Annotated in this window: 19 protein-coding genes and 1 pseudogene; 10 read left to right on the top strand and 10 right to left on the bottom strand. The window is 65.8% G+C overall.

Going from position 1 to position 22,177, the window contains the following annotated elements; translation table 11 throughout:
- The first annotated feature begins 11 nt into the window (after window positions 1-11).
- The 3 genes from A5634_RS26085 to A5634_RS26075 all read left to right on the top strand — a co-directional run bounded on the left by A5634_RS26085 (window position 12) and on the right by A5634_RS26075 (window position 4,665).
- Window positions 12-938 carry an SAM-dependent methyltransferase gene (locus A5634_RS26085; protein ID WP_065146919.1) on the top strand — a complete coding sequence of 309 codons (927 nt, stop codon included), beginning with the start codon at window positions 12-14 and terminating at the stop codon, window positions 936-938.
- Window positions 939-951: 13 nt separating this feature from the next.
- Window positions 952-2,133: a CoA transferase gene (locus A5634_RS26080; RefSeq protein WP_065146918.1), complete on the top strand. Its 1,182-nt coding sequence runs from the start codon at window positions 952-954 to the stop codon at window positions 2,131-2,133.
- Window positions 2,134-2,370: 237 nt separating this feature from the next.
- Window positions 2,371-4,665 carry a SulP family inorganic anion transporter gene (locus tag A5634_RS26075; RefSeq protein WP_065146917.1) on the top strand — a complete coding sequence of 765 codons (2,295 nt, stop codon included), beginning with the start codon at window positions 2,371-2,373 and terminating at the stop codon, window positions 4,663-4,665.
- A gap of 11 nt (window positions 4,666-4,676) precedes the next feature.
- On the opposite strand, the gene A5634_RS26070 is transcribed toward A5634_RS26075, so the two are convergent.
- The 6 genes from A5634_RS26070 to A5634_RS26045 form a co-directional block, all read right to left on the bottom strand.
- Complete coding sequence (locus tag A5634_RS26070; protein ID WP_065146916.1) at window positions 4,677-5,117, bottom strand: response regulator; 441 nt, start codon at window positions 5,115-5,117, stop codon at window positions 4,677-4,679.
- Window positions 5,101-6,645: a sensor histidine kinase gene (locus A5634_RS26065; RefSeq protein ID WP_081290680.1), complete on the bottom strand. Its 1,545-nt coding sequence runs from the start codon at window positions 6,643-6,645 to the stop codon at window positions 5,101-5,103. The genes A5634_RS26070 and A5634_RS26065 overlap by 17 nt, the downstream gene beginning before the upstream one ends.
- Window positions 6,646-6,719: 74 nt before the next feature.
- Complete coding sequence (locus A5634_RS26060) at window positions 6,720-7,877, bottom strand: PP2C family protein-serine/threonine phosphatase (protein ID WP_081290679.1); 1,158 nt, start codon at window positions 7,875-7,877, stop codon at window positions 6,720-6,722.
- A 301-nt stretch (window positions 7,878-8,178) separates the two neighbouring features.
- The gene (locus A5634_RS26055; protein ID WP_065146914.1) at window positions 8,179-9,348 is read right to left on the bottom strand and encodes an acyl-CoA dehydrogenase; all 1,170 of its coding nucleotides are present in this window, start codon (window positions 9,346-9,348) and stop codon (window positions 8,179-8,181) included.
- A gap of 13 nt (window positions 9,349-9,361) precedes the next feature.
- Window positions 9,362-9,886, bottom strand: coding sequence for a 5-(carboxyamino)imidazole ribonucleotide mutase (purE, locus tag A5634_RS26050; protein ID WP_065146913.1), 525 nt, complete (start codon window positions 9,884-9,886; stop codon window positions 9,362-9,364).
- 34 nt (window positions 9,887-9,920) lie between these two features.
- Window positions 9,921-11,135, bottom strand: coding sequence for a 5-(carboxyamino)imidazole ribonucleotide synthase (locus tag A5634_RS26045; protein ID WP_065146972.1), 1,215 nt, complete (start codon window positions 11,133-11,135; stop codon window positions 9,921-9,923).
- Window positions 11,136-11,234: 99 nt separating this feature from the next.
- Here A5634_RS26045 and A5634_RS26040 point away from each other — a divergent pair, with 99 nt between their 5' ends.
- Complete coding sequence (locus tag A5634_RS26040; protein ID WP_065146912.1) at window positions 11,235-11,900, top strand: GtrA family protein; 666 nt, start codon at window positions 11,235-11,237, stop codon at window positions 11,898-11,900.
- Here the strand turns inward: A5634_RS26040 and A5634_RS26035 are convergent.
- The 3 genes from A5634_RS26035 to A5634_RS26025 all read right to left on the bottom strand — a co-directional run bounded on the left by A5634_RS26035 (window position 11,855) and on the right by A5634_RS26025 (window position 14,992).
- A complete protein-coding gene (locus A5634_RS26035; protein ID WP_065146911.1) occupies window positions 11,855-12,373 on the bottom strand; it encodes a PH domain-containing protein in 519 nt (172 codons plus the stop codon). The genes A5634_RS26040 and A5634_RS26035 overlap by 46 nt on opposite strands.
- Before the next feature lie 32 nt (window positions 12,374-12,405).
- Window positions 12,406-13,224 (bottom strand): biotin--[acetyl-CoA-carboxylase] ligase, encoded by an 819-nt coding sequence (locus A5634_RS26030; RefSeq protein ID WP_065146910.1) that lies wholly within the window; start codon window positions 13,222-13,224, stop codon window positions 12,406-12,408.
- A gap of 205 nt (window positions 13,225-13,429) precedes the next feature.
- Window positions 13,430-14,992 (bottom strand): FAD-binding protein, encoded by a 1,563-nt coding sequence (locus A5634_RS26025; RefSeq protein ID WP_065146909.1) that lies wholly within the window; start codon window positions 14,990-14,992, stop codon window positions 13,430-13,432.
- A gap of 64 nt (window positions 14,993-15,056) precedes the next feature.
- Between A5634_RS26025 and A5634_RS26020 the strand changes: the two genes are divergently transcribed.
- From A5634_RS26020 to A5634_RS25995, 6 genes and pseudogenes are all read left to right on the top strand, one after another.
- Entirely contained in the window at window positions 15,057-16,697 is a 1,641-nt protein-coding gene (locus A5634_RS26020) for an acyl-CoA carboxylase subunit beta (protein ID WP_065146908.1), read from the top strand.
- A 23-nt stretch (window positions 16,698-16,720) separates the two neighbouring features.
- Window positions 16,721-16,945: pseudogene (locus A5634_RS26015) on the top strand (acyl-CoA carboxylase subunit epsilon); the annotation flags it as partial.
- Window positions 16,942-17,598 carry a Maf family protein gene (locus tag A5634_RS26010; RefSeq protein WP_065146906.1) on the top strand — a complete coding sequence of 219 codons (657 nt, stop codon included), beginning with the start codon at window positions 16,942-16,944 and terminating at the stop codon, window positions 17,596-17,598. The pseudogene A5634_RS26015 and the gene A5634_RS26010, both read left to right, overlap by 4 nt.
- A gap of 101 nt (window positions 17,599-17,699) precedes the next feature.
- Window positions 17,700-18,590 (top strand): sulfurtransferase, encoded by an 891-nt coding sequence (locus A5634_RS26005; protein ID WP_065146905.1) that lies wholly within the window; start codon window positions 17,700-17,702, stop codon window positions 18,588-18,590.
- Window positions 18,590-19,009: a SufE family protein gene (locus A5634_RS26000; protein WP_065146904.1), complete on the top strand. Its 420-nt coding sequence runs from the start codon at window positions 18,590-18,592 to the stop codon at window positions 19,007-19,009. Before A5634_RS26005 ends, A5634_RS26000 begins: the two co-directional genes overlap by 1 nt.
- Before the next feature lie 120 nt (window positions 19,010-19,129).
- The gene (locus A5634_RS25995; RefSeq protein ID WP_065146903.1) at window positions 19,130-20,923 is read left to right on the top strand and encodes an acetyl-CoA carboxylase biotin carboxylase subunit; all 1,794 of its coding nucleotides are present in this window, start codon (window positions 19,130-19,132) and stop codon (window positions 20,921-20,923) included.
- A 680-nt stretch (window positions 20,924-21,603) separates the two neighbouring features.
- Here the strand turns inward: A5634_RS25995 and A5634_RS25990 are convergent.
- On the bottom strand, window positions 21,604-22,177 hold a 574-nt coding region (locus A5634_RS25990), incomplete at its 5' end, for a SigB/SigF/SigG family RNA polymerase sigma factor (RefSeq protein WP_065144203.1).

The following is a 22,177-nucleotide window of genomic DNA, read 5'->3' as shown; positions in this document are numbered from 1 at the left end:
GAAAGACCTCGATGGCGCGCACCGACAATGACACCTGGGACCTGGCATGCAGTGTGGGTGCCACGGCCACCATGGTGGCTGCGGGGCGTGCGCGGGCCAGCCGGGCCGCGCTGATCGACGATCGTTTCGCCGAGCCGCTGGTACGCGCAGTCGGCATCGACTTCTTCACCCGGTGGGCCAGCGGTGAGTTGCACTCGGCCGACGTCGACTTCCCCGACGCCCCGTGGGGCATGCAGCGCATGACCGACCAACAGGTCGCACGCACCCGCTACATCGACGCATTTTTCGCCGCTGCCGGAGCCGCCGGCATCCGCCAAGCGGTGATCCTGGCGTCCGGCCTGGACGCCCGCGGGTACCGGCTGCCGTGGGCCGCGGGAACCTCCGTCTATGAGATCGATGTTCCGCAGGTCATCGAGTTCAAGACCGCCACGCTGGCCGCCCTCGGCGCCACGGCGACCGCCGACGTGCGGACAGTTCCGGTCGATCTGCGCCACGATTGGCCGGCGGCGCTGCGACAGGCGGGGTTCGATCCCGCTCGGCCGACCGCATGGGCCGCGGAGGGACTGTTCGGCTACCTACCGCCGACGGGCCAGGACCTGCTGCTGGACAACGTCGGCACGCTGAGCGCCGACGGCAGCGCCCTGGTGGCCGAGGTGTTCTTCAGCGCCCCGGCCAGCCGGGAGCTGTACGACGCCATCTTCGGCAGGTGGTACGAGCACGGTCTCGATGTGGAGATGGACCGGCTGGGGTTTCCCGGTGACCGCAACGACGTCGGGACCTACCTGGAGCAACACCGCTGGACCGTGACGCGCACGAAGCTGAACGAACTGTTGGTCGCCAACGGATTTCGGCCGCACGCCGCCGACCGCTCGGGCGACGAAACGTTGTTCACCGAGAACTACTACTGCACCGCCGTACTCAACCGGCAGCAACAATGAGAAAGGCTCGCTGATGCCGAACGACACTCCGGCCAAACCCCTGGACGGCTACCGGGTGCTCGATTTCACCCAGAACGTCGCCGGTCCGCTGGCCGGACAAATCTTGGCCGACCTGGGCGCCGAGGTCGTCAAGATCGAGGCGCCCGGCGGCGAGCAGTCCCGGCGCCTTACCTCGGTGCTGCCCGGACGCCCCCCGCTGGCCACCTATTTCCTGCCCAACAACCGGGGCAAGAAATCGGTGACGGTCGACCTGACCACCGACGAGGCCAAGCAGCAGATCCTGCGGCTGGCCAACACCGCCGACGTCGTCTTGGAAGGGTTTCGTCCCGGTGTGATGGAGCGACTGGGTCTGGGCCCCGAGGAGTTGCGGGCACGCAACCCGCAGCTGATCTATGCGCGGCTGAGTGCGTTCGGCGGCAACGGCCCCAACGGCACCCGCCCGGGCGTCGACCTCATGGTGGCCGCCGAAGCGGGCATGAGTACCGGAATGCCCACACCCAGCGGAAAGCCGCAGATCATCCCTTTCCAGCTGGTGGACAACGCCAGCGGTCACGTGCTGGCACAAGCGGTGCTGGCCGCGCTGCTCAACCGCGAGCGGCACGGCGTGGGCGATCTGATCCAGGTCGCCATGTATGACGTCGCAGTCAGCCTGCAGGCCAATCAGCTGACCATCCACCTGAACAAACCCACCGACGGCCCTCCGGCCCCGAAGCCCCCGGCGAAGAAGCGCAAGGGCGTCGGATTTGCCACCCAACCCTCAGACGCCTACAAGGCCTCAGACGGGTACCTCGTGATCAGTGCTTATGTGCCCAAACACTGGACCAAGCTGTGCCAGATCATCGGCAGGCCGGAGCTGATCGACGACGAGCGGTTCGCCGACCAGCGGTCCCGCGCGATCAACTATCCCGAGCTGACCGACGAATTGGAGTCGGCGCTGGCGGCCAAGACCGCTGCCGAGTGGGTGCAGCTGCTCCAAGAAGGCGGCCTGATGGCTTGTCTGGCCTACACCTGGAAGCAGGTGGTCGACACCCCGCTGTTCGCCGAGAACGACCTGGCGCTCGAGGTGGGCAGCGGCGACGACACGGTCACGGTGATCCGCACCCCGGCACGCTATTCGAGCTTCGACGCCCGGGTGACCGATCTGCCGCCCGCTGCTGGTCAGCACAACGACCTGTTCCTCACCGAACCTTCCTAGAGACAACTCGTCCGTACATGGCTTTTCTTTGAATTGGCGATGAATCGCCATTAATCAGTCGAATCCCTGGGGCCGCCCGGGTGCATTTGGTCATACGCTGATAAGTCGGATTCAAATATTTGGCGCTCGTACATGACGCATGCCGCTTCGACGCGCGGTCGACAGGTAATTGACGCAACCCGTTCACGCCGGTCCGATGCCGAAGCCAGATTTGGCAGACCCGGCTTGAGGAGTTTTATGAGCAGCAACGGTTCCGCCACAGGACCCCAGTCGCAAAGCATCGTGGCCAACCTCCGCTACGACATACCCGCTTCATTGGTCGTCTTCCTAGTGGCGTTGCCGCTTTCTCTTGGGATCGCGATCGCCTCCGGGGCGCCGCTCGTCGCGGGTTTGATCGCCGCGGTGGTAGGCGGCATCGTCGCCGGGACTCTGGGCGGTTCGGCGGTTCAGGTCAGCGGCCCGGCCGCGGGTCTAACGGTGGTGGTCGCCGAGCTGATCCACGACCTCGGCTGGCCGATGTTGTGTGTGATGACCATCGGGGCAGGCGTGCTGCAGATTCTGTTCGGCGTGAGTCGTATGGCACGCGCCGCGCTCGCGATCGCCCCCGTCGTGGTGCACGCCATGCTGGCGGGCATCGGAATCACCATCGTGCTGCAGCAGATCCACGTCCTGGTGGGCGGTACCTCGTACAGCTCTGCGTGGCAGAACCTGGTGGCCCTGCCCAACGGCATCCTCCATCACGAATTGCACGAAGTGATCGTCGGCGGCATGGTTATCGGCATTCTGCTGCTGTGGTCGAAGCTGCCGGCCAAGCTGAGAATGGTCCCCGGCGCCCTGGTCGCCATCGTGGCCGCGGCGGCGCTGGCCAAGGCTGTCGGACTCGATGTCGAGCGAATCAACTTGCAGGGCAGCTTCTTCGACGTCATCGGCTTCCCCGAGTTGACGGGGCAAACTCCGGGCGGCCAGCCCTGGACGCACGAGATCAGCGCCATCCTGCTGGGCGTACTGACGATTTTTCTGATCGCCAGTGTCGAATCGCTGCTCTGTGCGGTCGGCGTCGACAAGCTGCACAACGGCCCGCGCACCAACTTCAACCGGGAAATGGTCGGGCAGGGCAGCGCCAACGTGGTCTCGGGAATGCTTGGGGGCCTGCCCATCACCGGGGTCATCGTGCGCAGCTCGGCGAACGTGGCCGCGGGTGGGCGCACCCGCATGTCGGCGATCCTGCACGGCGTATGGGTGTTGCTGTTCGCCTCGCTGTTCACTAACCTGGTGGAGCTCATTCCCAAGGCCGCACTCGCCGGCCTGCTCATCGTTATCGGCGCCCAGTTGGTCAAGCTGGCGCACGTCCAATTGGCTTGGCGTACCGGAAATTTCGTGATCTACGTGATCACCATTGTGTGCGTGGTATTCCTCAACCTGCTGGAGGGGGTAGCCATCGGCCTCGCCGTCGCGATCCTCTTCCTGCTTATCCGCGTGGTGCGGGCACCCATCGAGGCCCGACCCATAGGCGACGAGCCGCACAAGTGGCGGGTCGACATCGACGGCACGCTGAGCTTTTTGCTGATGCCGCGCCTCACCGGCGTGCTGTCCACCTTGCCGCAGGGGTCCGACGTGACCCTGAATCTCAACGCGGACTACATCGACCACTCCATCTCCGAGGCCATCTCGGACTGGAAGCAAGGCCACGAAGCGGCCGGGGGGAAGGTGACAATCGTCGAGATCTCCCCTGCCAACATGTCCACCGCCCAACAAAAGCCGCCCAAGCGTCACTTCAATTCTCGGTCGCTCCGGGAAGCGCCGTGGCCGTCGCGGCGCGACAGCAACGGCGACCAACCCGACTCGTCGATCCTGGACGGCGTCAAGGAATACCACCGCAGCGGCATTTCCAACCTGCACCACCACGTTCCGGAGTTGGTCGGTTCGCCCAACCCGGACACGCTGTTCCTCACCTGCGCCGACTCCCGGATCCTGCCGGACACCATCACCGCTAGCCGACCCGGCGATCTCTACATCGTCCGCAACGTCGGCAACCTGGTGCCAACCGATCCGGCGGAACGCTCGGTCGACGCCGCGCTCGACTTCGCCATCAACCAGCTAGGTGTGAGTTCGGTTGTGGTTTGCGGACATTCGTCGTGCCGAGCGCTGCAAGCGTTGCTGGACAACACAATCGACGACGCGCAAAGCCCGGTGGGACACTGGCTCGAGCATGCCAACGACAGCCTGGCGGCCTACCGCGAAAACCATCCAGCACGCGTCAGCAGCACCTCGAACGGTTTCAACTTCAGTGAACTAGACCAGTTGGCGATCGTGAACGTGGCGGTCCAGGTGGAACGGCTCACCAGAAATCCGATTGTTGCGCCCCGGGTGGCTGCCGGAGAGGTGCAAATCGTGGGCATATTCTTCGATTTCGCCACCGTGCATGTGCATGAGGTGAATCAGCATGGCATCGTGCACGCCACCGAGAAGGATCCGGAAGGCGCTTCAAAATCCGCTTCGAAATCCGCTTCGAAATCCGCTGAAGTGCACTAGATCTCGCAGTATCAGCTTTGCGGCAGGCGTACCACCTGGAGGAAGAACTCGTCGATCTGGCGCACCGCGTTCATGAACTGGTCGAGGTCCACCGGCTTAGTGACGTAGGCATTGGCGTGCAGTTTGTAGCTGCGCAGAATGTCCTCTTCGGCAGATGAGGTGGTCAGTACCACAACTGGGATGCGGCACAGTTCTGGATCGGACTTGATCTTCTCCAACAGTTGGCGGCCATCGTATTTCGGCAGGTTCAGATCGAGCAGGATCAGATCGGGCCGCGGCGCATGCTCGTATAAGCCACGTTTGTACAGGTAGTTCAAACCTTCTTCACCGTCGTGCGCGACATGCAGACGGTTCTTTAACTTGTTGTGCTCGAAGGCTTCCCGCGTTATCAACTCGTCGCCTGGATCATCTTCGATGAGAAGGACGTCGATTGCTCTACCGGCCGGTACCATTGCTTGCTCCCTCTGAAGTGACTGAATATCTCATTGCCGCACCTCCGAGAGCGGCGGTTGGCAGGGTGAATTCGAACCGGGTGCCCCCGGTGTAGGACGTGTCGATCCTGATCGTGCCGCCGTGGTATTCGACGATCTTCTTACACAGCGCAAGACCGAGCCCAGTTCCGGTATACACGTCGCGACCGTGTAGCCGTTGGAAGATCACGAATACTTTGTCGGAGAATTCCGCTGGAATACCGATGCCGTTGTCGGTGACGCTCAGACACCAGTAGCCTTCGTGGTCACCCGTGCCCTCTTGGCAGTCGATGACGATGCGCGGTGGCTCGTCTTCACTGCGGAATTTCATGGCGTTACCAATCAGGTTCTGCCACAACTGAGTCAGCAGTGTGGAATCTCCGACGACCTGCGGCAGCTGTCCCGGACGTACGATCTCGGCACCCGATTCCTCGCTGGCCGCGGCGAGATTGCCCAACGCCATATCCAACGCGGTATCCAGCGCGACGTCGCCGTGTTTGATGTTCAGCCGCCCGACGCGGGAGAAGCTGAGCAGATCGTTGATGAGCACCTGCATACGCTTGGCTCCGTCGACCGCGAAGTTGATGTACTCCACGCCTCTTTCGTCGAGCTTGTCGCCGTAGCGCCGCTCCAGTAGCTGACAGAACGACGCCACTTTGCGCAGTGGCTCCTGCAGGTCGTGGGAGGCAACGTAGGCGAATTGCTCGAGCTCGGCGTTCGACCGTCGCAGATCCTCGGTCTGCTCGTCCAATTGCTCCCGCGCCGAACGTGATTCGTCCAGCGCGTGGGTAATTTGCTGCCGCATGTACTCCACGTCGACGGCGATACCGCGGATGTCCGCCGGCCGGCGCGGGAGGGTGATGCTTTCCTCGAAGTGCCCTTCCCCGATTCGACGGCACGCGGCGGCAAGCGTGGCCAGCGGCTGGCTGACCGCACGCCGGACCAGCAGGCCCAGCAGAGCCGCCGTGACGACGAACACCAGCACCATGGCGCCAAGCACTCGGTCACGCCAGTTGTTCATGCGCTCGAGTTGAGCGGCACCCCGATCCCGGGCTTCGGTCAGGTGCGAGTTCTGAGCGTTGAAAAGTGCACGCAGATAGTCGAAATCGGCTTTGCCCAGCGCCGCGGCCGGGGCGGGCACGACGGTCGGGACGTTCGGTATGACACTCGCGATGAGGGGCTCGGCATAGTCTCTGCGCCAGGCCGCGGCGGCGGTTTCGATGGCGTCCAAGTCGGCGAGCAGGTCGGCGCGCCGGCCCACCCGCTGGCGCATGTCCGCAGCCGCCTCCTGTTCGGCTTGGACCCCGTCGTAGTACGGATTGAGGAACTGTCGATCGGCCGATATCAGATAACCGCGTAAACCGGTTTCCTGATCGCGCAATGCCGACTGCAGCCGCGCCGCCGACACCCGCGACGGTTGGATGTCATCGCGCAGCGAGCGCGACACCTCGTCGGTGCGATCGAGCAACACCGCACCCACCACCGCACCGAGCAGAACCAACAGCCCCATCACGGACAGCACTAACGCCAACCACCCACGCACGGTGAGTTGCTGCTTCGGCAGCGAGCCCGACGCGTCGGCTCTCACGACCCGACGGTCCGTTCCAGACGCACCACGGCGATGTCGTCGGTGAGCCCACCCTGGTCCTGAGCAAGCTGCTCGGCCCCGTCGATCAGCGCGTCGACGAACTCCGGCCCGGGCAGGTTCGCCTTGCCCCGAGCCAACTCGAGCAACCCGTCTTCGCCGAGCCGTCGACTGCCGCGTCCCGCGTAGCCTTCGAACAGTCCGTCGGTGAGGAGCAGCAGTCCGGCCCCGGTCGGCAAATCGAGCTCGGCCTGCGGCCAGTTCTTGCCATGCAGGCCCAGCGCCGGACCGTGCGCCGGCTCGATCCACTCCACGGCGCCGGCGTGATGCAGCAGCATCCCGGGATGGCCCGCGCGGACCGCGCGGATCGGATTGCCGGCGGCGGGTCCAGGCGGAATGGCAAGGCTGAGCACGGTGGTGAAGACACCGTTATCGGCACGTTCGGCGTGCAACACCCGCTCCAGCAGCGGCATCTGCGCGGCGCCGTGGATGCCGGCGAACGTCAACGTCCGCCAGGCGATCCGCAGCGCAGCGCCCAGGGCCGCTTCGTCCGGCCCGTGCCCGGCGACATCGCCGATCAGCACATGGGTGACCCGGTCGGGCGTTTGCACGACGTCATAGAAGTCGCCGCACAGCAGGGCGTTCTCACGGCTCGGCCGGTACCGGGCGACGATGTCGACCCCCGGATCGTCCAGCAGCAGCGGGGACGGCAACAGGCCGCGTTCGAGCAGCGCGTTCTCTCGTGCGCGGATCTGGCTGGCATGCAGGTCCGCCGAAATCAGCTCGGCCCGTTTGCGTTCGATCGCATAAAGCAGTGCCCGTCGCAGCATCTCCGGCTCTACCCGACCCTTGACCAGGTAATCCTGAGCCCCCGCCGCGACCGCGGAGGCCCCAAAATACTCGTCGTTGAGGCCGGTCAAAACGACGATCGGGACGGTGGCATCGCTTTTGAGAATGCGGTCCAGCGCGTCGATCCCGTTGGCGTCGGGCAGGTTGAGGTCTAACAGCACGCAGTCGGGACGGGCTGATGCCAGCTCGCGCTCGGCATGGGCCATCGACTGCGCCCATACCACCTCGATATCGGCGACGGCGTCGGCGATCAGATCTTCGACCAGCACGGCGTCCGCTCGATCGTCCTCGACCAGCAGCAACGACAACGACTGCCAACTGGGCGCCGGCACTACGGAGCCGTCCACCGACGTCAAGTTCCCATCACAAGCGGATTTGCGCGCGAACGAGCAGTCTTCACCTCATACCCTCCTGGGCAGTGAAAATAGGCGGCAGTGAAATAGGTACGAAGACGCACGGCCAGCGAGCCGATGCGTCGACACATACCCGTTGTGGCCACCCCGACTGGCTGCTCAATCGCGGGACATGGTCGTCAGCTGGATCCTAAGCGGTGGCGCGGTGCTTTTTTCCCAGTTGGCGAAACTGCTCGAAGACTTAACACATCCGTATTCAGCGCAGCAGCGCCCGCGACATCACCACGCGCTGAATCTGGTTGGTGCCCTCGTAGATCTGGGTGATCTTGGCATCGCGCATCATCCGCTCGACCGGGAAGTCGACGGTGTAGCCGGCGCCGCCGAACAGCTGCACCGCATCGGTGGTGACCTCCATGGCCACATCCGAGGCCAGACACTTCGAGGCCGCGGAGATGAATCCGAGATTGCCTTCACCGCGCTCGGCACGGGCTGCCGCGGTGTAGACCATCAAACGAGCCGACTCCACCTTCATCGCCATGTCGGCGAGCATGAACTGCACCGCCTGGAACGAACTGATCGACTGAGCGAACTGCTTGCGGTCCTTGGTGTAGGCGATCGCCGCGTCCAGGGCGCCCTGAGCGATGCCAACGGCCTGCGCACCAATGGTGGGACGGGTGTGATCCAGCGTCGCCAGTGCCGTCTTGAATCCGGTCCCGGGCTCCCCGACGATCCGGTCGCCCGGGATACGACAGTCCTCGAAGTACAACTCGGTGGTGGGCGAGCCCTTGATGCCCAGTTTGCGTTCCTTGGGACCGATGGTGAAGCCCTCGTCGTCAACGTGCACCATGAACGCCGAGATACCATTGGCCCCCTTGTCGGGGTCCGAGACCGCCATCACCGTGTACCAGGAAGACTTGCCGCCGTTGGTAATCCACGCCTTGGCGCCGTTGAGCACCCAGTCGTCGCCGTCGGCTTTGGCCCGGGTCCGCATCGACGCGGCGTCGGAGCCCGCCTCCCGCTCGCTCAACGCGTAGGAAGCCATCGCCTGACCCTCGGCGATCGACGGCAGCACTTGCTTCTTCAGGTCATCGGAACCGCGCAGGATCAAGCCCATGGTGCCCAGCTTGTTGACTGCGGGAATCAGCGAAGCTGAAGCGTCGACGCGGGCGACCTCCTCGATCACGATGCACGCCGCCACCGAATCCGCGCCCTGACCGCCGTATTCCTCGGGCACGTGCACGGCGTTGAAACCGGACGCATTCAGCGCGTCGAGCGCCTCCTGGGGGAAGCGAGAATTCTCGTCCACATCGGCGGCGTGCGGGGCGATTTCCTTTTCCGCCAACGCCCGAATCGCGGCCCGCAACTCCTGGTGCTCGTCGGGCAACTGGAACAAATCAAACGAGGGGTTTCCGGCCCATCCAGCCATTTCGATCTCCTTGCTACTCGCGGGTTAACTTACCCGCAAGCCTCTGCACTTCCGCATCCTTGCCCCGCACGGTGGCAGCCAGCTCATCCTGAAACGCGACGATCCGGGCGCGTAGTTCCGGATCCGCCGATCCCAGCATCCGCACCGCCAAGAGACCGGCATTGCGGGCACCGCCGATAGACACCGTGGCCACCGGGACACCGGCCGGCATCTGCACGATCGACAGCAGCGAATCCAGCCCGTCGAGCCGGGCCAGCGGCACCGGTACGCCGATCACCGGCAGCGGGGTCGCCGAGGCGACCATACCCGGCAGGTGCGCCGCGCCACCCGCTCCGGCGATGATGACCTCGATGCCCCGCCCCGCCGCTTCCCGCGCGTAATCGAACATGACCGACGGAGTGCGGTGCGCCGAAACCACCCGCACTTCGAACGGGACGTCGAACTCAGCCAACGCCAGCGCGGCCTCCTCCATCACCGTCCAGTCGCTGTCGCTGCCCATGATCACCCCGACGCGCGGCGGATTCGTCATCTGCGCCATTCCTCCTCGTCACTCATCCGCGTGCCATCCCTCATCACGCGTGCGGATCCCATCCGTCCGCCCACTGACCGTGAGACAAGAAGTGTGCCGCCAACTCGGCGCGCTCGCGCAACTCGGTCAAGCCGGCAGCGTCGGTGCCGAGAAAGTTGATATGCCCCACCTTGCGGCCGGGACGCTCGGCTTTCCCGTACAGGTGGACCTTGGCGTCGGGCAACCGCGCGAAGAGGTGGTGTAGCCGCTCGTCGAGCGCCATCGCGGGCGTCGTATCGGCACCCAACACGTTGGCCATCACAGTCACGGGCACGATCGCATCGGTGTCGCCGAGGGGGTAGTCCAGTACCGCGCGCAAATGCTGCTCGAACTGGCTGGTGTGTGACCCGTCCATGGTCCAGTGCCCGGAATTGTGTGGGCGCATCGCGAACTCGTTGATCAGCAGCGCACCATCGGTGGTCTCGAACAACTCCACGGCGAGCACCCCGACAACACCCAGTTCCCCGGCCAACCGCAACGCCAACTGCTGCGCCTGGGCTGCCGCGTCTTCGGGCAGGTCCGGGGCGGGCGCAATCACCTGCACGCAGATGCCGTCGCGCTGCACAGTCTGGACGACCGGCCATGCCGCGCCCTGGCCGAACGGCGAGCGCGCAACCAGCGCCGACAGCTCCCGGCTCAACTCGACGCGTTCCTCGATCAGCGCCGGGACCCCGTCGGCCAGATAGTGCTCGGTGATTTCCCGGGCGTGAGCAAGATCACGCGCCATTTCCACGCCGCGGCCGTCGTATCCACCGCGGGCCGCCTTCACCACCAGCGGGCACCCCACCCGCGCCGCGAACGCGTCCAGATCACCAAGGCGATCCAAGCTCTCGATGCCGATGTAGCGCGGTGCCGGAGCGTCCAACGCCTCCAACCTGCGCCGCATCACCAGCTTGTCCTGGGCGTGCACCAGAGCTTGGGGCGACGGGAGCACGTTGACCCCCTCGGCGACCAGCTTTTCCAGCAGCTCAGTGGGCACGTGCTCGTGGTCGAACGTCAACGCATCGACGCCGGCGGCCACTCGTCGCAGGTCCTCCAGGTCGGTGTGTGAGCCGATAACCACGTCGGAGCAGACCTGCGCAGCCGGCTCGTCGGCGGAGTTAGCCAACACCCGCAATGTTTGCCCGAGGGCAATTGCGGCCTGATGGGTCATGCGGGCTAGCTGTCCACCGCCGACCATTGCTACCTGGGGGGTGCGGGAACTCGGCACGGCCATCATGTTGTCACGCCGGTTGACCGGCGTGTTTACCGGCCGTGCCGCCAAATCGTTATGTACCATTTTGCGTCGAATTCGAGATCGTCCGTAGACTGGCGTGCTGTGTCCTTTGCCGATGCCACAATTGCGCGCCTTCCCGGGGTAGTCCAGCCCTTTGCGATGCGCCACCACGAGCTGATCAAATTTGCCATCGTCGGCGGCACCACATTCATCATCGACTCGGCAATTTTTTACACGCTGAAGCTAACCATTCTCGAGCCCAAGCCGGTCACCGCGAAGGTGATCGCCGGCATCGTCGCCGTCATCGCGTCCTACGTGCTGAACCGGGAATGGAGCTTCCGCGACCGGGGCGGACGTGAGCGTCATCACGAGGCGTTGCTGTTCTTCGCGTTCAGCGGGGTCGGCGTGCTGCTCAGCATGGCTCCGCTGTATTTCTCCAGCTACGTCCTGCAGTTGCGGGTACCGAACGTTTCGCTGACCGTAGAAAACCTCGCCGACTTCCTGTCCGCCTACATCATCGGCAACCTGCTGCAGATGGCGTTCCGGTTCTGGGCGTTCCGGCGTTGGGTGTTCCCGGACCAGTTCGCCCGCAACCCGGACAAGGCGCTCGAGTCGGCGCTGACGGCAGGCGGGATCGCCGAGGTCTTCGAGGACGCTTTGGAGGAGAACGACAACGTCACCGTGCTGCGGTCGTGGCGAAACCGGCGCGGCAACGGGCGGGCTCAGCTGGGCGATTCTTCGGAGCCCAGCGTGTCGAAAACTTCGTGATACAGCAGCGCATGCACTTCACGCAGGCGCGGAATGTTGTAAAACTCCAACGGATCTTGTGACGCCGATTCGATAATCAGCGTCCCGGTCCGAAATATCCGCTCGGAAAGCCTGTCCCGGAACTCCACACTGTTGATCCGGGCCACCGGGATGTCGATGCCGCTGCGGGTCAGGACGCCGTGCCGGTACATCACCCGACGGTTGGTGACGACGAAGTGAGTAGTTAGCCAGGTCAGGAACGGCCACAGGGTCAGCCAGCCGATGATGATCAGCCAGATGCCCCACACGACGCCGATGACCACGTTCTTGGTGGTTTGCCCCCACTGCGCGGAGTCGACGTAACCGGAACCCAACGCGGCCAGTGCGGTCACCAGGAGCAGCGCCAGCACCGGCAGGATCAAGCGCTTCCAGTGTGGGTGACGATGCAAGACCACCCGCTCACCGGCGGCCAGGGCGTTCTCCGGATAGCTCATGAGAGCTGACCTTACGTCGCCGAAGTCACGGGTCAGCGCAAATGAACGACGTCTCCGGCCGACACGACCACGGTCTGGCCCGACTTGGACTCCTCGTTCGGATCCCAGAGTTCGACGCACAATCGGCCCTGCTCGTCGATGTCCCGCGCGATCCCGATGACGTCGCGCCCGCCGGGCAGTTCGGCACGCACGCGCGATCCCAGGGTCAGGCTGCGGGCCCGGTAGTCGTTGGCCAGCTGAGTATCTGCGCCGTTGGCGGCACGCCATGCCACGATCCGATCCCCGAGTCCGCGCAGCAGCCGACGGACCAGCAGATCGCGGTCGGGTTGCGCGACGCCTTCAGCCAGCAGGGAGGTCGCGCCGACGTCCGGCGGCGCGTCGGTCACGTTGACGCCGATGCCGATCACCGCGAACGGCTGGGCCACTTCGGCCAGGATGCCGGCCAACTTGCCGCCACCGGCCAGCACATCGTTCGGCCATTTCAGGCCCGCTTCGACGGGGCTGACCGAGGCCACCGCATCGACCACCGCCAGACCGGTCACCAGCGACAACCAACCCCAGCCGGCGGTGGGCACGTCGTCCACCCGAACGCCGACCGACAGGGCGATCTGTCCCCGCGGCGCGGCCGACCATTCCCTGCCATGGCGCCCCCGTCCGGCCGTCTGATGCTCGGCGATCAACGCGTGGCCGTCGATATCGGCGCCGGACGCGGCCCGCGCCACCAGGTCGGCATTGGTGGAGCCGGTTTGGGCGACGACGTCGAGTTGCCGCCAGTAAGACGAGTCGCCGAGCGCCTCGGCGCGCAGCGCGGCCTCGTCGAGCGGCGGACTCAGCTCATCGCGGTCGGTCATCCGGCCAGCTTAAGGACACGGCCGGGCGGTTGAGTCCGGCGCGCCGCAGTGTCCCGCTCTTCGCCTCGGGTTAGGCGTTGAGTGTGAATCGACGGCTTTGCGAGTGAATCCTGGGCGGGATTTCCGCGAAATTGCCGCCCAGGGTTAACACTCGGCGCCAAGGGCTCACACTCGGCGCCAAGGGCTCACACCGGGCGCCAAGGGCTCACGCTCGACGCCGCAGCATGTCCCGCACCGCCAGGTGGCTGAACAACATGCTGGTCCCGATCGGGTTGCCGCCACCGGGATAGGCGGTGCCACTCGGCGCGGCCATCGTGTTGCCCGCCGCATACAGCCCCGGGATCGCATTGCCCGCCATGTCGAGCACCCGCGCCGCGGCATCGGTACGCAGTCCGCCCTTGGTGCCCAGGTCCGAGATGCCGAACGCCGCGGCGTGAAACGGCGGAGAGTCGATGGGGACCAACGGTGAGGCGCCGCCGGAAAACGCGCGATCGAACGCCTCATCGCCGCGGCCGAAGTCCTCGTCGACGCCGGACGCAGCAAACTCGTTGAACCGTGCGACGGTGGCCGTCAACCGATCGGCGGGCACACCGATCTTGTCGGCCAGTCCGGCCAGCGTGTCGGCGGTGTGCCACAGCCCGGCGTCCACATACTTGCGCGTTTCGACGATAGACACGTTGGCGGCCTTGACCGGCGGTACCTCGCCCTCGCGGTTGTCGTAGATCATCCAGTACGGCAACGTGAGTGAGCCGTCTTGCAGCTGCGCGATGATCTCCCGCCCAGCTCGGTCATAGGCCCGCGACTCGTTGACAAACCGGTCGCCGTCCTGGTTGACGAAGATGCCGCCGGTGAACCACAGCGCGAACGCGGACCGCCCGTCCGGATGCGTCATCCCCGGCGACCACCACGCCTGGTCCAGCAAATCGGTGTCGGCGCCTGCCGCGATGCCGGCCGTCAGCGCCTGGCCGAGACTGCCCGGGCCGCCCATGGTGTCTTGCGCGTGACCGGGCACGCCGTAGCGCCGACGTAACTCGTCGTTGCCCTCGAAGCCGCCGGCTGCCAGCAGCACGCCAAGGCGGGTGCGGATCGCCGAGCGTTTGCCCCAGCTGTCCACGATGGCCCCCACAACCCGACCGTCGGAGACCACCAACTCGACCAGCGCGGTGTCGCGCCGCAGCGAAGCGTTCGGGTATTGCCCGATGGCTTTGAGGAACCGCGCGATCAACGCTCTGCCGCCGACGTAATAGTCGGCCGGGGTGGGCGCGCCGAGCCGGTCGGTGTCCAGCGGTCCACGGATCGCGTCGCGCAGTTCCGGCGCGGCGGCCACCTTCAACGGCTTGGCCGCGATGTGACGCTGTCCGTCCAGCCGCGCCTTGGGCGCCTTGCCGTAGTAGTCGGGCCACGGCAACAGCACGAATTTGATGTCGGGATCCCGCTCCAAGTATTCGATCAAAGGCGCGCCGCCGCGCACGAACGTTTCCTGCAGCTCGCGGGGAGTGCGGTCGCCGACGACCGCCCGGTAGTAAGTGAGGGCGTCCTCGATCGTGTCGTCAGTGCCGGCGCGCTGCAGCACCGGGTTGCACGGGAACCACACCCCACCGCCGCCTGAGTATGCGGTGGTGCCGCCGAACTTGTCGGTCGACTCGATGAGCAGCACGTTCAGGCCCTCCCGGGCGGCGGTATACGCTCCCGTGACCCCCCCGCCACCGGATCCGGCGACCAGCACGTCGCACTCGTCTGTCCAGTCCATTCCCGAATGGCCGTCCATGCGCGGAGACTACTTAAGGGCTGGTTAAGGACAGCTGCTGGGGCTGCCGATAACATCGACTCCCATGACAAGCGTCGCCGACCACACCGCAGAGCCCGCAGCCGAGCACACCATCGATATCCACACCACCGCCGGCAAGCTCGCGGAGCTCCACAAGCGCCGGGAGGAGTCGCTGCATCCGGTCGGCGAGGCGGCCGTCGACAAGGTACACGCCAAGGGCAAGCTGACGGCCCGGGAGCGCATCACCGCGCTCTTGGACGAGGATTCGTTCGTCGAACTCGACGCGCTGGCCAAGCACCGCAGCACCAACTTCGGCCTGGAAAAGAACCGCCCGGTCGGCGATGGAGTCGTGACCGGCTACGGCACCATCGAGGGCCGCGACGTCTGCATCTTCAGCCAGGACGCCACCGTGTTCGGCGGCAGCCTCGGCGAGGTTTACGGGGAGAAGATCGTCAAGGTCCAAGAGCTCGCCATCAAGACGGGCCGCCCGCTGATCGGCATCAACGACGGCGCCGGCGCCCGCATCCAGGAAGGCGTCGTCTCACTTGGCCTGTACAGCCGGATCTTCCGCAACAACATCCTGGCCTCCGGCGTCGTCCCGCAGATCTCGCTGATCATGGGCGCCGCAGCCGGCGGCCACGTGTACTCCCCCGCCCTGACCGACTTCGTCATCATGGTCGACCAGACCAGCCAGATGTTCATCACCGGACCCGACGTCATCAAGACCGTCACCGGCGAGGACGTCACCATGGAGGAACTCGGCGGCGCCCACACCCACATGGCCAAATCGGGCACCTTGCACTACGTCGCCTCCGGCGAGCAGGACGCCTTCGAATACGTGCGTGACCTGCTCAGCTATCTGCCGCCCAACAATGCCTCCGACGCGCCGCGGGAGCCGGCACCGCTGCCGGTCGGTCCGATCGAAGAAAACCTCACCGACGAGGACATCGAACTCGACACCCTGATCCCAGACTCGCCCAACCAGCCCTACGACATGCACGAGGTGATCGTCCGGATCCTCGACGACGACGAGTTCCTCGAGGTCCAGGCGGGCTACGCGCAGAACATCATCGTCGGGTTCGGCCGCATCGAGGGCCGGCCGGTGGGGATCGTGGCCAACCAGCCCACCCAGTTCGCCGGCTGCCTGGACATCAACGCCTCGGAGAAGGCGGCCCGCTTCGTGCGGACCTGCGACTGCTTCAACATCCCGATCGTGATGTTGGTGGATGTCCCGGGCTTCCTGCCCGGCACCGGCCAGGAATACAACGGCATCATCCGCCGCGGCGCCAAGCTGCTCTATGCCTACGGCGAGGCCACCGTCCCCAAGATCACCGTCATCACCCGCAAGGCCTACGGCGGCGCGTACTGCGTCATGGGCTCCAAGGACATGGGTTGCGACGTCAACCTGGCCTGGCCGACTGCACAGATCGCGGTGATGGGTGCATCGGGCGCCGTGGGTTTTGTCTACCGCGGCAAGTTGGCCGAAGCGGCCAAGAACGGCGAGGACGTGGACGCGCTGCGGTTGGAGCTGCAGCAGGAGTACGAGGACACGCTGGTCAACCCCTATATCGCCGCCGAACGCGGGTATGTCGACGCGGTCATCCCGCCGTCGCACACCCGCGGCTACATCGGTACCGCCCTGCGGCTGTTGGAACGCAAGATCGCCCAACTGCCGCCCAAGAAGCATGGGAACATCCCCCTGTGAGCGACGTGACCGACGTGAGTGAAGTGACCGAGCCGCAACCCCACCAGGGCCACATCCAGATCCTCAAGGGCAGACCCACCGACCAGGAGCTGGCCGCGCTGATCGCCGTCCTGGGCTGCATCGGACACACGGCACCGCCCGCCCCGCCCGAACCCACCCGCTGGGGCCTGCCGGTGGACAAGCTGCGCTATCCCGTCTTCAGTTGGCAGCGCATCACCCTGCAGGAAATGACGCACATGCGTCGATGACCCGGCTGGTGCTCGGGTCCGCATCCACCGGCCGACTCAAAGTGCTCCGCCAGGCCGGCATCGATCCGCTGGTACGAATCGCCGACGTCGACGAGGACGGGCTCATTGCCGCACTCGGGCCGGCCGTCCCACCCCAGGAAGTGGTGCGCGCACTGGCCTGCACCAAGGCCGAACACGTCACGGCAGCGCTCTCCGATGCGGAACCCACCGCGGATTGCGTTGTGATCGGCTGTGATTCGATGCTCTACCTGGACGGGCAACTGTGCGGCAAGCCCGCCTCCACCAAAGACGCACGCCGACAATGGCATTCGATGGCCGGCCGCGCCGGCCAGCTACACACCGGGCACTGCCTGATCCGGCTGCGCGACCACGACGTCGTGCAGGTCGAAGCCGAAACATCAATCACCACAGTGCATTTCGGCACTCCGTCGGAAGCTGATCTGGAGGCATACCTGTCCAGCGGCGAACCGTTGCGGGTTGCCGGGTCATTCACGCTCGACGGCCTGGGCGGCTGGTTCGTCGATGGCGTCGACGGCGACCCGTCGACGGTGATCGGTTTGAGCTTGCCGCTGCTGCGTTCGCTGTTGCGGCGCTGCGGGCTGTCCGTCGCCGATCTATGGGCGGCCAACCCTCACCCGAACCGCGAGATATAAACCACGGCGACCTCGACGGGCGTGTCGAGTGCGCAGGTTATCTGTCGCGGGCCAAAGGCGGTGCGGACGGCCGCTTCTCAGCCCGGCGGTAGGCTTTGAACGTGCCGCTACCTCCTGATCCAAGCCCAACCCTGTCGGGTTACGCCCATCCGGAACGACTGGTGACCGCCGACTGGTTGTCCGCCCACCTCGGCTCTCCCGGCCTGGCGATCGTCGAGTCCGACGAGGACGTGCTGCTCTACGACGTCGGGCATATACCCGGAGCCGTCAAGGTCGACTGGCACACCGATCTCAACGACCCGCGCGTGCGCGACTACATCACCGGCGAGCAGTTCGCCGCCCTGATGGACAGCAAAGGTATCTCGCGCGACGACACCGTGGTGATCTACGGCGACAAGAGCAATTGGTGGGCCGCCTACGCGCTGTGGGTCTTCACCCTCTTCGGCCATGCTGACGTGCGGTTGCTCAACGGCGGTCGTGACCTGTGGCTCTCCGAACGTCGTGACACCACGCTGGAAGTGCCGACTAAAACCTCGAGCGGCTATCCCGTCGTGCAGCGAAACGACGCGCCCATCCGGGCTTTCAAAGAAGACGTGCTCGAGGCCCTGGGCAGTGAGCCGCTGATCGACGTGCGCTCGCCTGATGAGTACACCGGCAAGCGCACCCATATGCCCGACTACCCCGAAGAAGGGGCCTTGCGCGCCGGGCACATCCCCACTGCCCGCTCCATCCCGTGGGGCAAGGCTGCCGACGAGAGCGGACGCTTCCGCAGCCGCGAGGAACTCGACGAGCTGTACGGCTTCGTCACTCCCGAAGACAAGACGATCGTCTACTGCCGCATCGGCGAGCGCTCCAGCCACACCTGGTTCGTGCTGACCCATCTACTCGGCAAGCCCGGCGTGCGTAACTACGACGGCTCGTGGACCGAATGGGGCAACACCGTGCGGGTGCCGATCGTCGCCGGACCCGAACCGGGAGCCCTTCCCGCCTGATGAGCATGCCCGCGCCGTTGGCAGAGGTGGTGTCCGACTTCGCTGAGGTCTCGGGCCAGGACAAATTGCAACTGCTGTTGGAGTTCGCCAACGAGCTCCCGGCACTGCCGCCGCACCTGGCCGAGTCCGCAATGGAGCCGGTTCCCGAGTGTCAGTCGCCGTTGTTCCTGCACGTCGACGCCAGCGATCCGGGCCGGGTGCGTCTGCACTTCAGCGCACCCGCCGAAGCGCCGACCACCCGCGGATTCGCCTCCATCCTGGCCGCCGGGCTGGACGAACAGTCCGCGGACGCCATCCTCGCGGTGCCCGAGGATTTCTACACCGAGTTGGGTCTGGCGGCTCTGATCAGCCCACTTAGGCTCCGCGGTATGTCGGCGATGTTGGCCCGAATCAAGAGGCGGCTGCGCGAGGCCGCATAAATAGGGGAACCGCGTGACTGGGCTTACGGCGCGGCGCATAAACTTCCCCGGACAAGACTTGTAAGAAATTCTCTTAGAGACGAAGCAGCCAGAGACGTTCATCGACACAGGAGGCGCTAGGTGCCCAGTCACGCCAGCTCGAGGATCTCCAAGGTTCTCGTCGCCAACCGCGGCGAGATCGCAGTCCGGGTGATCCGGGCGGCCCGCGACGCGGGACTGTCCAGCGTGGCGGTGTACGCCGAACCGGACGCCGAAGCCCCGCACGTGGCCCTTGCCGACGAGGCGTTCGCGCTGGGCGGCCAGACCTCGGCCGAGTCCTATCTGGACTTCGGCAAGATTCTGGACGCGGCCGCCAAGTCCGGCGCCAACGCCATCCACCCCGGCTACGGCTTCCTGTCCGAGAACGCCGACTTCGCCCAGGCCGTGCTCGACGCCGACCTGATCTGGATCGGGCCCAGCCCGCAGTCCATCCGCGACCTCGGCGACAAGGTCACCGCCCGCCACATCGCCGCCCGCGCGCAGGCCCCGCTGGTGCCGGGTACCCCGGACCCGGTCAAGGACGCCGACGAGGTGGTGGCCTTCGCCAAGGAGTACGGCGTACCGATCGCGATCAAGGCGGCCTTCGGCGGCGGTGGCCGCGGCATGAAGGTGGCCCGCACGCTCGAGGAGATCCCCGAGCTGTTCGAGTCAGCCACCCGCGAGGCCGTCGCCGCGTTCGGCCGCGGCGAATGCTTCGTCGAGCGCTACCTGGACAAGCCGCGCCACGTCGAGGCCCAGGTCATCGCCGACCAGCACGGAAACGTCATCGTCGCCGGCACCCGGGACTGCTCGCTGCAGCGCCGCTTCCAGAAGCTTGTCGAAGAGGCGCCCGCGCCCTTCTTGACCGACGCGCAGCGCAAGGAAATCCACGAGTCGGCCAAGCGGATCTGCAAGGAAGCGCACTACTACGGCGCCGGCACCGTCGAATATTTGGTCGGCCAGGACGGGCTGATCTCGTTCCTGGAGGTCAACACGCGGCTGCAGGTCGAGCACCCGGTGACCGAGGAGACCGCTGGCATCGACCTGGTGCTACAGCAGTTCAAGATCGCCAACGGCGAGAAGCTCGACATCACCGAAGACCCCACACCACGCGGGCACGCCATCGAGTTCCGGATCAACGGCGAGGACGCCGGCCGCGGCTTCCTGCCCGCCCCGGGCCCGGTGACCCGCTATGACATCCCCACTGGCCCCGGCGTCCGGCTGGACTCCGGCGTCGAGGCCGGGTCGGTGATCGGCGGCCAGTTCGACTCGATGCTGTCGAAGCTGATCGTCTACGGCGCCACCCGCGAGGAGGCGTTGGCCCGCTCCCGCCGCGCCCTGGACGAATTCCACGTCGAGGGCCTGGCCACCGTCATTCCCTTCCACCGTGCCGTGGTCTCCGACCCGGCTTTCATCGGTGACGAGAACGGCTTCACCGTGCACACCCGCTGGATCGAGACCGAGTGGGACAACACCATCGAGCCCTTCACCGGCGGCGAACCGATCGACGAAGAGGAAAGCCGACCGCGCCACAAGGTGATCGTGGAGATCGACGGCCGCCGGGTCGAGGTCTCGCTGCCCGGTGATCTAGCTTTGTCCAGCGGCGCCCCCGACGCCGTCGGTGTGGTCCGTCGCAAGCCCAAGGCGCGTAAGCGGGGCGCCCACGCCGGCGCGGCCGCGTCCGGCGACGCGGTGACCGCGCCCATGCAGGGCACCGTGGTCAAGGTCGCCGTCGAGGAAGGCCAGGAGGTCGCCGCGGGTGACCTGGTGGTGGTCCTGGAGGCGATGAAAATGGAGAACCCCGTCACCGCGCACAAGGACGGTGTCATCACCGGCTTGGCGGTCGAGCCGGGTGCGGCCATCACTCAGGGCACGGTGCTCGCCGAAATCAAGTAGCGCTCGCGGCTGTGGGTGTGCGTTAGCGGCTACGCGTGTGCGTTAGCGGCTTAGCGTGTGCGCTCGCGGCTACGCGTGTGCGTTAGCGGCTTAGCGTGTGCGCTCGCGGCTTCGCGTGTGCATCAGCGGCTTCGCGTGTGCATCAGCGGCTTCGCGTGTGCGCTCACGGCGGACGACACGCCGAAGCGGCCGCCGTAGCTGCACACTGAAAGCCGTTGATGGACAGGGGCTTCGCGTGTGCGTTAGCGGCTTCGCGTGTGCGTTAGCGGCTTCGCGTGTGCGCTCACGGCGGACGACACGCCGAAGCGGCCGCCGTAGCTGCACACTCAGAGCCGTTAATGGACAGGGGCCTCGAGTGTGAACTCGCGGCTTCGCGTGTGCACTCGCGGCTTCGCGTGTGCACTCGCGGCTCCGAGTGTGCACTCGCGGCGTCGAGTGTGCGCTCACGGCGGGCGACACGCCGAAGCGGCCGCCGTAGCCGCACACTCAAAGCCGTTGATGGACAGGGGCCTCGAGTGTGCACTCGCGGCTCCGAGTGTGCATTAGCGGCGTCGAGTGTGCGCTCACGGCGGGCGACACGCCGAAGCGGCCGCCGTAGCTGCACACTCAACGCCGTCGAGCGCACAAACAAAGTCCAACTGGCTGGTCGTAGCGCGTCGTCGAGCGAGCCTGCGCGAGAGTTACTCGAGCTGGTCCCGAAGCCGGGCCAGGGACTTAGCCAGCAACCGGGACACGTGCATCTGTGAGATGCCGACCCGTTCGGCGATCTGCGTCTGCGTCATCGACTCAAAAAACCGCAGTACCAACACAGTTCGTTCGCGCTCGGGCAACGCCTCCAGTAACGGGCGCAGTGCCTCGCGGTTTTCGATCCGATCCAGACCCGCGTCCACGTCGCCCAGCGTGTCAGCGATGGCGCGGGCGTCGTCGTCTTCGTTGCCGCCACCGCTATCGATGGACAACGTGTTGTAGGAGCTGCCAGCCACCAGGCCCTCGACCACCTCGGCGCGGTCCATACCGAGTTCGACGGCGAGTTCGGTGGCGGTCGGCGCCCGACCCAGCCGCTGCGACAGTTCGGCCGTGGCGGTGCCCAGCCGCAGGTGCAGTTCCTTGAGCCGGCGCGGGACCTTGACCGACCAACTGTTGTCCCGGAAGTGGCGACGGACTTCACCCATGATGGTGGGCACCGCGAAAGAGACGAAATCCGAACCGGTTTCGACGTCGAAGCGGACGACAGCGTTGACCAGTCCAACCCGC

This window comes from Mycobacterium asiaticum, assembly GCF_001673365.1.
GTDB classification, from domain to species: domain Bacteria; phylum Actinomycetota; class Actinomycetes; order Mycobacteriales; family Mycobacteriaceae; genus Mycobacterium; species Mycobacterium asiaticum_A.
This window is presented reverse-complemented; position numbering and strand designations above follow the sequence as displayed.

Coding starts and splice junctions, on each gene's coding strand:
- A5634_RS26085 (WP_065146919.1), top strand. CDS start 12: ATGGCGCGCACCGACAATGACACCTGGGACCTGGCATGCAGTGTGGGT.
- A5634_RS26080 (WP_065146918.1), top strand. CDS start 952: ATGCCGAACGACACTCCGGCCAAACCCCTGGACGGCTACCGGGTGCTC.
- A5634_RS26075 (WP_065146917.1), top strand. CDS start 2,371: ATGAGCAGCAACGGTTCCGCCACAGGACCCCAGTCGCAAAGCATCGTG.
- A5634_RS26070 (WP_065146916.1), bottom strand. CDS start 5,117: ATGGTACCGGCCGGTAGAGCAATCGACGTCCTTCTCATCGAAGATGAT.
- A5634_RS26065 (WP_081290680.1), bottom strand. CDS start 6,645: ATGGGGCTGTTGGTTCTGCTCGGTGCGGTGGTGGGTGCGGTGTTGCTC.
- A5634_RS26055 (WP_065146914.1), bottom strand. CDS start 9,348: ATGGCTGGATGGGCCGGAAACCCCTCGTTTGATTTGTTCCAGTTGCCC.
- purE (WP_065146913.1), bottom strand. CDS start 9,886: ATGGCGCAGATGACGAATCCGCCGCGCGTCGGGGTGATCATGGGCAGC.
- A5634_RS26045 (WP_065146972.1), bottom strand. CDS start 11,135: ATGATGGCCGTGCCGAGTTCCCGCACCCCCCAGGTAGCAATGGTCGGC.
- A5634_RS26035 (WP_065146911.1), bottom strand. CDS start 12,373: ATGAGCTATCCGGAGAACGCCCTGGCCGCCGGTGAGCGGGTGGTCTTG.
- A5634_RS26030 (WP_065146910.1), bottom strand. CDS start 13,224: ATGACCGACCGCGATGAGCTGAGTCCGCCGCTCGACGAGGCCGCGCTG.
- A5634_RS26025 (WP_065146909.1), bottom strand. CDS start 14,992: ATGGACGGCCATTCGGGAATGGACTGGACAGACGAGTGCGACGTGCTG.
- A5634_RS26020 (WP_065146908.1), top strand. CDS start 15,057: ATGACAAGCGTCGCCGACCACACCGCAGAGCCCGCAGCCGAGCACACC.
- A5634_RS26010 (WP_065146906.1), top strand. CDS start 16,942: ATGACCCGGCTGGTGCTCGGGTCCGCATCCACCGGCCGACTCAAAGTG.
- A5634_RS26000 (WP_065146904.1), top strand. CDS start 18,590: ATGAGCATGCCCGCGCCGTTGGCAGAGGTGGTGTCCGACTTCGCTGAG.